The sequence below is a fragment of the Ruegeria sp. H7 genome (assembly GCF_056532945.1).
Map to the genome: position 1 here is coordinate 16,170 of NZ_JBQFNZ010000005.1, position 12,781 is coordinate 28,950.

Below are 12,781 nucleotides of genomic sequence, written 5' to 3' on the forward strand. Positions count from 1 at the left end.
CCCGATGACACCCGATATAAAAACCGCCCGCATCTATCACGATCACACCCATGCCCCTGCCCATGCGCAGGTTTCGCTGGACTATGACGGCCGGTTCCTGCGCCGCAAGATGCTGGCCACCGATGATGGTGAGGCGTTTCTGGTCGATCTGGCGCAGACGCTGTCGCTGGATCACGGCGGCGTTCTTGTTCTGGAAGATGGGCGCGAGATCGAAGTGGTGGCCGCGCCCGAAGATCTGCTGGAAGTCAGCGGAGACAACCTGCTGCGCCTGGCCTGGCATATCGGCAACCGCCACACGCCCTGCCAGATCGAACCGGGCCGTTTGCTGATCCAGCGCGATCATGTGATCCGGGACATGCTGGACAAACTGGGTGCCACCACGCGCGAGGTTGTGGAACCCTTCACCCCGGAAGGCGGGGCTTACGGGCACGGCAGGACCCATGGCCACGCCCACTGACGCCGATATCCTGACGCTGAACCAGTGGCTGTCACCCGCCTATCCGGTGGGCGGGTTCGCCTATTCGCACGGGCTGGAATGGGCCATCGATAGCGGGGCCGTGAAGGATGCCAACAGCGCGGGCGCGTGGATTTCGGATGTGCTGAACCATGGCTCGGGCCGGAATGACGCTTTGTTTCTTGTGGCGGCTTATAATGCCAATTCGAAGAAGGAACTGACCGAGATCGACGCAACGGCACGCGCCTTCTGCGCCTCGTCCGAGCGGTTGATGGAAACGCAGCTTTTGGGTGAGGCGTTCTGTGGTGTCACTGCACAGGTTTGGAAGGTGGATCTGGCCGACCTGACCTATCCGGCTGCGGTCGGACGTGCCGCGCGTTTGCATGGTCTGCCTCTGCTCCTGACCACACAGATGTTCGTGCAATCCTTCATGTCGAACCTTGTGGCATGTGCCACGCGGCTGGTTCCGCTGGGCCAGACCGAGGCGCAACGGCTGATCCGTGACCTGACACCGCTATGCTCCGGACTGGCGACCGAAGCGCAGGATCTAGGGCTCGAAGCGCTTAGCTCGACCGCGTTTCTGTCCGATATCGCGTCAATGAAACATGAGACCCAATATTCAAGGGTGTTCCGAACATGACCCAGATGAATGGCCCTTTGCGGGTTGGGATTGGCGGCCCGGTTGGGGCTGGAAAGACAACGCTGACAGCCGCCTTGTCCGAGACGTTGCGCGATACGCATTCGGTTGGTGTGATCACTAATGACATCTACACGCAGGAGGACGCCGAGGCCCTGATGCGGATGCAAATCCTGCCACAGGACCGGATTATCGGCGTGGAAACAGGCGGTTGTCCCCACACTGCGATCCGCGAGGATGCTTCGATCAATCTGGCAGCCGTGGCCGAGATGCAAACGCGCCACCCGGATGTTGAACTTGTGCTGATCGAAAGCGGAGGCGACAACCTGTCGGCGACCTTCAGCCCTGAACTGGCGGATGTGACGCTTTACGTGATCGACGTGGCGGCGGGTGAGGAGATCCCGCGCAAAGGTGGGCCAGCGATCACGAAATCGGACGTTCTGATCATCAACAAAACCGATCTGGCCCCGCATGTGGGCGCGTCGCTTGAGGTAATGGAACGCGACGCGACCAGAATGCGTAATGGCCGCCCGTTTGTGTTCTCGTCATTGCGGCGAAGGGAAGGAATTGGCGCGATCGTAGAACTTCTGACCTCGATCGGCGGGCTCAGGGCACCGGACGCGGCGTGATGGTCTGACCGTCGTGCGGACAGCGGGCCTGCAATAACTCTACCGCCAGATCAAAGGGCGCGACGTTGCTTTCCGCGCGGGCTGTCAAATGCGCGCCTTCCAGCAAGGCAAGGGTCGCGCGGGCCTCGGCCGGGGGGCGGTCGAAATTGCGGATGCTGTTATCCGTCTGCGCAAGCTCAAAGATTCCTGTCAGACGGGCCACCATCATGGCGCGGAAGTCGTTGATTTTCTGGATGACCTCGTCTGACAGGCTTTCACGGCTGCTGATCAGCGCGACACACAGGCAGAGCGTTTTGCCATCGTTCAACGCATCCCGATACAACGCGATAACGGACAGCAGACGTTGCGCGGCGGTGGGGCAGGTTTCGTCGATCCGGTCGCATTCGCCTTGCAAGGTTGCGTGATAGCGGTCCATCAAGGCCACCGAGAGGGCGGCTTTGGTCGGAAAGTGATAGTGGATCGACGCCTTGCGGATACCGACCGCAACGGCCAGATCGGCATAGCTGAACCCATCGAAACCGCGCGCGCGGGCGGCGTGTTCGGCGACATCCAGAAGGGCGGTTTTGGTGTCTGGTCTCATAGTGTCTCAAACCTTTTCCTGCAAAAGCCGCGCGGCAACATGGTCCGCCGCTTCCAATGCGCCTTCCAGATAGCCGCCAAACTGCGGGGCCACTTCGGTTCCGGCAAAGATCAGACGGTTGTCCCAAATTCGGTCCAGCGTGCGGGGCAGGCCATAGGAGGGGTGGCTGAACAGCGGGTGTTGATCCTCTTCCACGGCGGTAAACGGGTCGGCGGACCAGTCTTTGATTTGCACATCCAACGGCTGCGCGGCCTCAGCCCCGAACAAGCGGGTCAGTTGTTCCGTTATCATCTGGCGCAGGCGCTGTTGATCTGTGCGCGCCTGCGGCGGCGTTCCAATGAAGCCGAACACCGCATAAGGGCCGGTTTCAGCGGGCGAGGCATCGTGGACCTCGACCATCGGGCCCCGGCGGCTCATGGCATCACCCGACAGCCCGGCCTTGCGCCAAAACGGCGTGTCATAGATCGCAAGGGCCTTGGCTTGACCGGCCATCCACGTGGGGGCGGCTGCCATTGCATTTGTGGCGGCTTCTGGCAGGGCTGGCGTGAAAGACATGCGCATCGCGACCCGAGGGGGCAGGGCCAGAACAACATGCCTCGCGCGGAAGGTCAGACCGTTCCGGCTGGTGGCGATCACACCATCATCGGTGCGCTGCAATGCCTGGATTGGGGTCGCGAGATATATGCGGTCGGGATCAACCTGCTTCGCCAAGCCATCGATCAGGGCGCCAAACCCTCGGTCCACCCGCAAAGACCCCTGCATCGACGAAAACCCGTGCCCGCGCAGGACGCGGCCCTGCTCGTCCTCATAGGTCAACTCGCCCGCGGAATACTGTTCGAACGCGGCCAACCCCAACCGCGCGATCAGCGCTGCGATCCGGGGCTGCCCCGGCCAGAACCACGCGGGGCCAAGATCAAACCCCGCGCTGCCGTTGTGGTGGGTCAGGATACGGCCCCCCAGACGGTCGCGCCCCTCGACCAGTACAAAATCCTGCCCTTGCCGCGCCAGTTGCGCGGCAAGGCTGAGACCTGACAAACCTGCGCCGATGATCAGTGTCTGGGTGTCCAGCGTAAGGTTGCGCCTCACGGTCTCGGCCCCCGATCACACTGCAGGAGGTTGGGCAAAGGGCAAATGCCCGGTTTTCATCCAGACCTTCGCGCCGTCTGGCCCAGCAACCGCCGACAGGGTTTCACCTTCGGGCAAACGCAACCAGGCGTTTTTGGCCAATTGGTCCCCACCCGCTGTGATTTGTCCATCGATCACCAGGATCTCGTGCCCGCCGCTGGCGTCCGAGATCAATTCAGCGCCCGGATCAAGACGACTATATGTGACAACTTCGCGCGCGTCTTCATGCAGGGTTGCGGTTGCCACACCGTTGACGGGCGTTCCAAGCTCATCCGCCATGGTTTTGCGAAACTGCGTGCGGTCATCCATATCGAATTGCCAGAGTTTGACGAAGATCGTGCAGCCGGGGGCAGAGCCGGGCGTGTGGGATGAGGTCGGCGGGTTGCGCACATAGGTCCCTGCCGGGAAGTCGCCATGTTCATCCTGAAACACGCCGTCCAGCACGATGAATTCCTCTCCGCCCGTATGGGTATGGGCCGAGAACGAACTGCCGGGGGCGTAGCGCACGATTGTCGTGGCACGTGCCACTTCTCCGCCTATCCGGTCCAGCATACGGCGATCAACGCCTTTCATCGGCGAAGGCTGCCAGTCCAATCGATCAGAATGAACGACAACGCGGGCAGAGAAATCTGAGTTCAGTTCCATAACGGTTTTCCCTTTTTTGGACGGACCACGGCTGTGGGATATGTTTGAGATAAACTACCTACTACTAGGTAGGGAAATTTCAAGTATCAGTTCCAAATACTCACTTCCGACTTCAAAAACCTGTGGGATTGATCTCAGATCACCCGTGCGCGAGGGCTGCCGCCAGATGATCGATCAAAGCCCGAATGCGGGCCGTCAGGTGCCGGTTGGGCGGGTAGGTGGCATAGAGGCCCAAGACTGCGGTCTCCTGCGCCTCAAGGATAAGCTGCAACCGCCCGTCCGCCAGAAAGGGCCGGGCAGTATAAAGTGGGACGCGACCGATACCCAGCCCGTCCGCCGCCATATTGGCCACTGCGCGCGGGGAATTGGCGCGGAAATTTCCGGATACCGGCACCATGATGTCCCCGTCCGGCCCTTTGAACGCCCAGCTGTCGATCACATTGCCGGTCGTTTGCAGCAGGCAATTATGCTCTGACAGATCCTCGGGTACATCCGGCGCGCCGAACCGGGCCAGATAATCGGGCGCGGCGCAGCAGACGATCCGCATATCTGTCAGTTTGCGCGCGACCAGGGTTGAATCCTTCAGCCCACCGAAACGGATGGCCAGGTCAAAGCCTTCATCCACCAATGAGACGTGGTGATCGGACAGGTGCAGCTCGATCACGACATTCGGATGTGCGTCCTGAAACGGTTTCAGAAGATGGACCAGTTCCGCCGACCCATAGCCGGTCGGGGCCGTGATACGGATGCGGCCTGCCAGCTCGGTCTGGCGTTGCTGCACCAGCCCCTCCAGCTCCTCAAACTGTTCCAACAAAGGCAGGCACCGTTCGAAATAGGCTTTGCCGGTGTCGGTCAGGGTCACGCTGCGGGTGGTGCGGTGGAACAGTTGCGCGTTCAGGCGCTGTTCCAGCTGGCCGACATATTTGCTGGCCAGTTTGGTGCTGATCCCAACCTGCCGCGCACCGTCGGTGAACGAGTTGTGGCTGGCCACGGCCACAAAGGTGCGCATTCCGATGATCGTGTCCATTGTCTACAAAACGTTCATAGTTATTCACCAGTTGAGTATATTATAGTTTAGATGCGGGCAAGTTAGCTTGGGGTTCAGTGACAATCGCCAAAATAAGGAATCCCCCATGTCCCAGACCCTCCGCATTCACAGCTTTCCGCTTTCGGGCCACGCGCACCGGGCCGTTTTGTTCGCAAATCTCGCCGGCCTGCCGCATCGGGTGATTGATGTGGACCTGCCGGGCGGGGCGCATAAACAGGATGACTTTCTGGCCATGAACCCGGCAGGGCAGGTGCCGGTTCTGGAAGATGGTGAGGTGATCATCTGCGACAGCAACGCCATCCTCGTGTATCTGGCGCGCAAATATGCGCCTGACTACCTGCCCAATGACCCCGTGCTTGAGGCCGAGGTGCAGAAGTTCCTGACCCTCGCCGCTGGTGAGATCGCCTTTGGCCCCGCAGCGGCCCGGTTGATCAACGTGTTCAACGCACCGCTGGACAAGGCGTTCACCCACGCGACGGCGGCCAGGGTTCTGGGCAAGCTGGACGCGCATCTGCAAGGGCGCGACTGGCTGGTGGGCGACCGCCCGACCATCGCCGACGTGGCGATCTACAGCTATACCGCCCATGCGCCCGAGGGTGACGTCTCGTTGGATCCATACCCGAATGTCCGCCGTCTTTTGGCGAATATTGAGGCGCTGGACGGCTTTGTCCCGATGCCCAAGACCGCAGCCGGTCTGAACGCCGCCTGACGCGGTTCGGACCCATGACAAAACCGGCCGTGCGATGCCACGGCCGGGCCCTCAAACCCATGCGAGGCCCCCGATGAATGCCACCGGACAAACCGCCAAATCCCCGTTTCACCGCGGCGAACGCGAGATGCAGACACGTATTGGCAAGCGCGAGCGGATGGAGAAAATCGGCCGCACCGTCATACGCCCCTACATGCCGGATCAGCATCGTGAGTTCTTCGGCAAACTGCCCTTTGTCGTGCTGGGCAGCGTTGATCCGCAGGGCTGGCCCTGGGCCTCGGTCCTGTCCGGGCGGCCTGGGTTTCTGTCCACGCCAACCGAAATTTTGCTGGACGTTCAGGCCCAACCGCATCCGGATGATCCGCTGAAAGCGGCCCTTGAAACCGCAGCACCGATTGGAGTGGTCGGGGTCGAGTTGTCGACCCGGCGGCGCAATCGGATGAATGCGACGGTGCAAGAGGTGTCGGAAACCGGCTTTTCGCTGGACGTGCTGCAATCCTTCGGGAATTGTCCGAAATACATCCAGACCCATGATGTTGAGTTTATCCGCGACCCCGCACCCGAGGGGGCACAGATCAAAAGCGAACGGTTTGAAGCTCTGGACACGGCGGCGCGCGAGTTCATCGCCTCGGCCAACTCGTTCTACGTCGCCAGTTATGCTGACACCGAAGGCGAGCGCAGCGTTGACGTCTCGCATCGCGGCGGGCGGTCCGGGTTTGTGAAAGTTCAGGGCAACAGCCTTGTTGTGCCCGATTTCCTTGGAAACAACTTCTTTAACACGCTGGGGAATTTCCATGTTACGCCGCGCGCGGGGCTGTTGTTCCCGGATTACCAAAACGGCGATCTGCTGATGCTGACCGGAACGGTCGAGGTGCTGGACGCGCACCACCCCGACATCGCCGGGTTCCAAGGGGCCGAACGGGGCTGGCGGTTTGATATGGTTCAAGGCCTTCGGCTTTATGACGCCTTACCCTTCCGCGGCGCGTTGACCGAGTTCTCGCCCAACAGCCTGAATACCGGCGACTGGAAAACGATGACGTAGCAATAGCGAGACCCCACCCGTGCGACGGCATTTGGCAGCAGTTATGTCGCAAATGTGCTAGTGTCGCCGGGAAAACCACGGAACAAACAGGTATGAACCGCGTGTGTATCCTCAACCCTCTGGATCGTCGGGCCACGGGCTGCGACCTCGTTGCGATGTGTCAGTAATCGCCCTTTTGGGCATTTGACTGGCAGGATTGCAAACGAGGACGGACCACCACATGACACACGCGCTGCGATTGGCCATCGACATTGGCGGCACGTTTACCGACACGGTTCTGGTCGAAGGCGAAGACAGGATTCTGGCCTCGACCAAAACCCTGACCACCCATCGAAACCCGGCGGATGGCGCGATGGAGGGCGCGCGGCGGGTCATGGCCGCAACCGGGCGGTCCCTGTCGCAAGTGACGGGGTTCATCCATGGCACCACGCTGGCCACCAACGCTCTGATCGAACGGCGCGGGGCCGTGGTGGCGACGATCTGCACCGAAGGGTTCCGCGACATCCTCGATATCGGGTATGAGCGGCGCTATTCCCAATACGATATCAATCTGGAAAAGCCCGATCTTCTGGTCCCGCGCGAGCGGTCCTTTGTGATCCGCGAACGCATGTCCGCCGAGGGCGCTGTGCTGATCCCGCTGGACGAGGCGCAAGTGGGTGACTTGCTGGCCGAACTGGACGCAAGTGGGGCCGGGGCGGTGGCGATCTGCCTGATGCATGCCTATGCCAACCCCGCGCATGAGCGGCGATTGCGTGATTTGCTGGCCCGGCACCGCCCCGGCCTGACCGTCTCGATCTCATCCGATGTCAGCCCCGAAGCGCGGGAATTTGACCGGCTCTGCACCACGGTGACGAACGCCTATATCCAGCCTCTGATGCAAAGCTATCTGGCCCGGTTCGTAGATCAGTTCGAGGCCGAAGGCGTAACATGCCCGATCCTGATGATGACCGCAGGGGGCGGCATGTGCACGGTCGAAACTGCGGCCCGTTTTCCGATCCGTCTGGTAGAATCCGGCCCGGCGGGTGGGGCCATTCTGGCGGCACGTATCGCGGCGCGGGCGGGTCTGGATCAGGTGCTGTCATTCGATGTGGGGGGCACCACTGCCAAGCTGTGCCTGATTGATGGGGCTCGCCCGCAGACCTCGCGCGCGTTTGAGATCGCCCGGGCGGCGCGGTTCATCAAAGGCTCGGGCATGCCGGTGCGTATTCCGGTGATCGAGATGATCGAGATCGGCGCCGGCGGCGGCTCGATTGCCGGGGTGGACCGTCTGGGCCGCTTGACCGTCGGGCCACAATCTGCAGGGTCCGAGCCGGGGCCAGTGGCGTTCATGCGCGGCGGCACCGAACCCACCGTGACCGACAGCGACATCACGCTGGGTTACATCGTCCCGGACACCTTTGCCGAAGGACATATCCGGCTGGACCCCGAAGGATCCAAAGCGGCGCTGGCCCGCGTGGTTGGTGAACGGCTGCAACTTGACGCCGTGGGCGCGGCAGATGGCGTCAGTCGGATTGTGGATGAAAGCATGGCCAGCGCGGGGCGGATGCATGCGGTGGAATCGGGCAAGGATCTGGGCCCGCGCACGATGATCGCCTTTGGCGGCAATGGTCCGTTGCATGCCAGCCGTGTCGCGCGCTCTGCTGGCGTGTCGCGCATCGTGATCCCACCCAATCCGGGTGTTGGGTCGGCGGTGGGCTTCCTGTTCGCGCCGGTTTCGTTTGAGATCGTCCGCTCGCGCTATTCGCTGCTGGACAGCATGGATTTGGACGGGGTGAATGCCTTGTTCGATACAATGATTGCCGAGGCGAAAGAGGTCGTGGCCCAAGGGGCGGGTGATGCGCAAACCCAGACCCTGCGCACCGCGTTTATGCGCTATAACGGGCAGGGACATGAGATCGAAATCCCCCTGCCGGATCGTGCGCTGACGCCCGAAGACATTGCCCCGCTGACCGCAGCATTCGAAGAAGAATACCGCAAGCAATTTTCACGCCCCGTGCCGGGGATGCAGATCGAGATATTGAACTGGGCCGTGCGGGTAGCGACGCTGGACAACATGGTTGCACGGGTGCTCAATGCGCCCGAACGCAATGTGTTCACCGCAACCGAGACGCGCCCGATCACCTGCGATGTGGATGGAACTGCGAAAAACGCCGCTTTCATTGCCCGTGCCGATTTGAAACCCGGCGATCACGTTTCAGGTCCGGCGTTGATCCATGAACCGCAGACCACCACGCTCGTATCTGCCGATTTCTCGGCCCATATGGATGCAATTGGCAATTTGGTTCTGATCCAGGACCAGAAAGGAGGCGCATGATGAGCTCCGACCTTTCCCCGGCCCGCCTGCAAGTGATGTGGAACCGCCTATTGGCAGTAGTTGAGGAACAGGGCCAGACCCTCATCCGCGCCGCCTTTTCCCCCATCGTGAGGGAATGCGGCGATATCTCTGCCGGGATATTCGACGTCGATGGCCGTATGCTGGCGCAGGCCGTGACCGGAACCCCCGGACATATCAACACCATGGCCGAAGCCGTCCTGCATCTGCGCCAACGCTTTGCCGTTCAGGACATGAAGCCCGGTGACATCTACATGACCAATGACCCGTGGCTGGCCTCGGGTCATTTGAACGACTTCCTGCTGATGATGCCCGCGTTCAAGGATGGCAGGGTGGTTGGGTTTACCTCCTGCACCTCGCATCTGGTGGATCTGGGGGGCTTGGGCATGGGGCCGGAAGGCTCGGATATCTATGACGAGGGGCTGCTGATCCCGCCCTGCAAACTGGTCGAAGAAGGCACGCCAAACGCGCTGCTGATGGACATCATCCGTGCCAATTCGCGCGAGCCGATCGCCAATGAGGGCGACATCTACGCCCTGATCGCCTGTTGTGAGGCCGGAGTGAACCGGCTGGTGGCGATGATGGATGAGTTCGGGATCGACGATCTGGACCGTTTGGGCAGCTATATCATCGATACCTCGCGCAACGGCGCGCTGGAGGCCATCGCCGAGGTGCCTGAAGGCGTCTACAAGAACGTGCTGCGCATGGACGGGTACGAGAATGAGCTGGAGCTACACGCCACGCTGACCGTTACCAAGGACGGGATGCATGTGGATTTCACCGGCACGTCGGGTTGTTCAAGAAAAGGCATCAACGTGCCGCTGAACTATGCGACGGCCTATACCGTGTTTGCCCTGCGCTGCATCGTCGGGCCGGACATTCCCAACAATGCGGGCTCGCTTGGGCCGTTTACGGTGGACGGCCCCAAGGGCTGTATCCTGAACGCGCAACGCCCGGTTCCGGTGGCGATGCGCCACACGCTGGGGCAGGTGACACCCGATCTGGTGCTGGGCTGCCTGCATCAGGCACTGCCTGACAAGGTTCCGGCCGAGGGTGCCTCGTGCATGTTCGACTTGCCCATGCGCCACGCGCCCGAGGTTGCGGCCAATGGCGGGCGCGAGTTTGCCATTGAACCCGTGCACAATGGCGGCACCGGTGCGCGGCCTCATGCGGATGGGCTGTCGGCCACAGCCTATCCTTCGGGCGTCTTTGGCTCACAGGTCGAAATCACCGAAAGCGTGGCCCCGGTGATCATGTGGCGGCGCGAGTTGCTGCCGGATTCGGGCGGTGCGGGCAAATATCGCGGCGGGCTGGGGCAGAGGATCGAGATGACCTCGTCCAACGACGCGCCCTTCATCGTGTTCCTGTCGGTCGAGCGGCTGAAATTCCCCGCCTTGGGCCGGATGGGCGGGCAGTCCGGCGCGCCGGGGCGGATACGGTTTCGGGACGGGGTCAGCGACATTCCCGGCAAGGGCGAGTTGCGGGTCGAAGGCGGGGACTACCTGATCTTCGACACGCCCGGCGGTGGCGGGTTTGGTGACCCGGCAGATCGGGACCCGGATGCGCTGGCGCTGGATCTGAGGCGCGGGTTGGTGACGCCCGAAGGGGCCAAGGCCTATGGGGGCAAACCATGATCCGGGCGGTCGATCACATCCGTTCCATGGCCGCCTATGCGCTGGCCGATCTTGGGCATGCGGGCACCGTTTCGCTGGCACAGAACGAAAGCGCCTTTCCAGCCAGCCCAAAGGCGATTGCGGCGGGGCAGGCGGTGATGGGGCAGATGCCGCTCTACCCGGACCCGGACTGGCCCGAGTTGCGCGCGGCGATTGCCGAGGTCCACAAGCTTGACCCCAACACGGTCCTGTGCGGTGCAGGGTCGATGGAACTGATCGGCTGTCTGATCCGCACCTTTGCAGGGTCGGGGGACCGGGTGCTGGGTACGGATTACGGCTATGCCTATGTGGCGTCGGCCACAGCGCAGGTGCAGGCGGATTACGTGCAAGCGCGTGAGGTCGATCTGACCGTTTCCGTCGATGATATTCTGGCCGCCGTCACGCCCCAAACGAGGATCGTTTTTGTCTGCAATCCGGGAAATCCGACGGGGACGCTGATCCCTAATGCCGAGATCATCCGTCTTCGTGACGACTTGCCCAAGGATGTGCTGCTGGTTGTCGATCAGGCTTATGCGGAATTTGCGGATGATGGCCAGAACCCGGCCGAGGTTTTTGATTTGATCGAACGTGGAGACACTGTCGTCATGCGCACCTTCTCCAAGGCCTATGGGCTGGCGGGTGCGCGTGTGGGGTGGGGCGTGTTCCCGCCCGCGATTGCGGCTGAGATGCGGAAAGTGCTGAACCCGAACAATGTGTCGATCCCGTCGCAAGCCATGGCAACTTCGGCGATCCGGGATCAGGCGCATATGCGGGAAACGGTGAACCAAACGGCTGCGATCCGGGATCGCTTTGCCGAAGGGTGCCGGGCGCTTGGTCTGTCGGTTCCGCCCAGCCATACCAACTTTGTGCTGATCCGGTTCGCAGATTTTGAAACCGCCCGGAAAGCCGATCAGGCTCTGCGGGCCGAGGGCTTGCTGATGCGCGGTATGGGCGGATACGGCTTAGCTGATTGCCTGCGGGCCACGATCTGCCGGGAAGCGATCATGGATCGCTGTCTGGCCGGGCTGCGAAAGGTGACGTCATGACCCATGAAACCCGCAGGCGCGCGAAAATCGGCGTTTTGGTGCCTTTCACCAACACCAACCTCGAAGCGGATATGATGCTGATGCGCTGCCCGGATACGACGGTGCATTTTCAGCGCATGGGTGGCTATGACGTGGATGAGATTCCGGGCTCGGACCAGATGGCCGGGCTGGGGGCCTCGGATATCAGCCATGATCTGCGGATGATCGCGGGCGTCCGGCCCGATGTGGTTCTGTACGGCTGCACCTCGGCCACGCTGACCCATGGCCCCGGCTTTGACGCGCAACTGGCACAGGATATCAAGGCCGCCTCGGGTGCGATCACCTTTACCGCCGCCGGTGCGTTGGTGCAGGCGATCAAGGCGCTGGGTGTGTCGAATGTGGGTTTCTCTTCGCCCTATCTGGGCGAGATCAACACGCAGGCCATGGGTTTTCTGGCTCAGAACGGGATCGAGACGGTGCGCTGCGCAGACATAGGGCGCGAACTGGGCAATTACGGTCAGGGAGAGCTGACGCCAGAGGAGGTTTTTGACCTTGCCTGCCGGGCCGACGATCCCAAGGCCGAAGCCATTGTCCTGAGTTGCACCGATATGCGCGCGGTCGAGGCGGTTGAGCGGATCGAGGATGCGCTTGGCAAACCGGTCGTGACCTCGAACCAGGCGATGATGTTTGCGTTGGTCCAGCAGCTTGGGCTGCCACCACATGCCGGGCTTCCGGGTCGGCTGTTCGACCGATTGTAAGGAAGGTTCTGATTTGTCGACATTCGGATGCCAGCTAAACCCTTTGTGCAGAAGGATTGCCGTGAGATGACCCTATGGATCAACCCCTTGCCGCCATCGCTGACATTGACGATGGTTTCCTTTGAGATACGGATCCCACACGGGC

The 12,781-nt window shown here is 61.6% G+C and carries 13 protein-coding genes; 9 read left to right on the top strand and 4 right to left on the bottom strand.

What is annotated here, in order from left to right; translation table 11 throughout:
- Positions 1–4: 4 nt before the first annotated feature.
- From ureE to ureG, 3 genes are read left to right on the top strand one after another with little or no spacing between them, the layout of a single operon-like run.
- On the top strand, positions 5–457 hold the full coding sequence (gene ureE / locus ACR0AC_RS12130) for an urease accessory protein UreE (RefSeq protein WP_170453979.1): 453 nt from the start codon (positions 5–7) through the stop codon (positions 455–457).
- Positions 441–1,094: an urease accessory protein UreF gene (locus ACR0AC_RS12135; protein WP_480873654.1), complete on the top strand. Its 654-nt coding sequence runs from the start codon at positions 441–443 to the stop codon at positions 1,092–1,094. Before ureE ends, ACR0AC_RS12135 begins: the two co-directional genes overlap by 17 nt.
- Positions 1,091–1,720 (top strand): urease accessory protein UreG, encoded by a 630-nt coding sequence (ureG, locus tag ACR0AC_RS12140; protein ID WP_480873656.1) that lies wholly within the window; start codon positions 1,091–1,093, stop codon positions 1,718–1,720. The genes ACR0AC_RS12135 and ureG overlap by 4 nt, the downstream gene beginning before the upstream one ends.
- On the opposite strand, the gene ACR0AC_RS12145 is transcribed toward ureG, so the two are convergent.
- The 4 genes from ACR0AC_RS12145 to ACR0AC_RS12160 form a co-directional block, all read right to left on the bottom strand.
- Entirely contained in the window at positions 1,698–2,300 is a 603-nt protein-coding gene (locus ACR0AC_RS12145) for a TetR/AcrR family transcriptional regulator (protein WP_480873659.1), read from the bottom strand. The genes ureG and ACR0AC_RS12145 overlap by 23 nt on opposite strands.
- Before the next feature lie 6 nt (positions 2,301–2,306).
- On the bottom strand, positions 2,307–3,386 hold the full coding sequence (locus tag ACR0AC_RS12150) for a flavin monoamine oxidase family protein (RefSeq protein WP_480626618.1): 1,080 nt from the start codon (positions 3,384–3,386) through the stop codon (positions 2,307–2,309).
- Between the two features lie 15 nt (positions 3,387–3,401).
- A complete protein-coding gene (locus ACR0AC_RS12155; RefSeq protein ID WP_170453971.1) occupies positions 3,402–4,070 on the bottom strand; it encodes a cupin domain-containing protein in 669 nt (222 codons plus the stop codon).
- 139 nt (positions 4,071–4,209) lie between these two features.
- The gene (locus ACR0AC_RS12160) at positions 4,210–5,097 is read right to left on the bottom strand and encodes a LysR family transcriptional regulator (RefSeq protein WP_170524658.1); all 888 of its coding nucleotides are present in this window, start codon (positions 5,095–5,097) and stop codon (positions 4,210–4,212) included.
- 106 nt (positions 5,098–5,203) lie between these two features.
- On the opposite strand from ACR0AC_RS12160, the gene ACR0AC_RS12165 reads away from it, so the two are divergent.
- The 6 genes from ACR0AC_RS12165 (at position 5,204) to ACR0AC_RS12190 (ending at position 12,636) form a co-directional block, all read left to right on the top strand.
- The gene (locus ACR0AC_RS12165; protein WP_170453967.1) at positions 5,204–5,827 is read left to right on the top strand and encodes a glutathione S-transferase; all 624 of its coding nucleotides are present in this window, start codon (positions 5,204–5,206) and stop codon (positions 5,825–5,827) included.
- Between the two features lie 73 nt (positions 5,828–5,900).
- Positions 5,901–6,869, top strand: coding sequence for a pyridoxamine 5'-phosphate oxidase family protein (locus tag ACR0AC_RS12170; protein ID WP_480873663.1), 969 nt, complete (start codon positions 5,901–5,903; stop codon positions 6,867–6,869).
- A 220-nt stretch (positions 6,870–7,089) separates the two neighbouring features.
- Positions 7,090–9,183 (top strand): hydantoinase/oxoprolinase family protein, encoded by a 2,094-nt coding sequence (locus ACR0AC_RS12175; protein ID WP_480873666.1) that lies wholly within the window; start codon positions 7,090–7,092, stop codon positions 9,181–9,183.
- A complete protein-coding gene (locus ACR0AC_RS12180) occupies positions 9,183–10,835 on the top strand; it encodes a hydantoinase B/oxoprolinase family protein (RefSeq protein WP_480873668.1) in 1,653 nt (550 codons plus the stop codon). The genes ACR0AC_RS12175 and ACR0AC_RS12180 overlap by 1 nt, the downstream gene beginning before the upstream one ends.
- Positions 10,832–11,899, top strand: a complete 1,068-nt coding sequence (locus ACR0AC_RS12185) for a pyridoxal phosphate-dependent aminotransferase (protein ID WP_480781261.1) — start codon at positions 10,832–10,834, stop codon at positions 11,897–11,899. The genes ACR0AC_RS12180 and ACR0AC_RS12185 overlap by 4 nt, the downstream gene beginning before the upstream one ends.
- A complete protein-coding gene (locus ACR0AC_RS12190) occupies positions 11,896–12,636 on the top strand; it encodes a maleate cis-trans isomerase family protein (protein ID WP_480781260.1) in 741 nt (246 codons plus the stop codon). The genes ACR0AC_RS12185 and ACR0AC_RS12190 overlap by 4 nt, the downstream gene beginning before the upstream one ends.
- The last annotated feature ends 145 nt before the right edge of the window (positions 12,637–12,781 follow it).